Genomic DNA, 236 nt, shown 5'->3' on the forward strand with positions numbered 1-236 from the left:
TCGGTGGCCGCCTGCTCGGTCGCCGAACGAGCCCTGCGCCGCACCGCGGCCGAGCACACCATCGAGACCGAACGCGTCGACGCCGTCGAGACCGCCACCCGCGCCTTCGAGACGGCGGTCCGCGAACTCGCCGCCCGCCGCCGCGAACACGCCCGCCAGAGCGAGGCGGCCGAGGCCGCCGCCGACCGGCTCGGCGCCGCCGCCGAGGACGAGGAGGCGGCGGCGGACACCGAGCG

The 236-nt window shown here is 79.2% G+C and carries 1 protein-coding gene; it reads left to right on the forward strand.

Going from position 1 to position 236, the window contains the following annotated elements:
• The coding region (locus AC5P09_RS52345; protein ID WP_493880678.1) for a hypothetical protein at positions 1-236 on the forward strand (236 nt) is incomplete at both ends.

It is taken from the genome of Streptomyces sp. a15 (genome assembly GCF_059026085.1).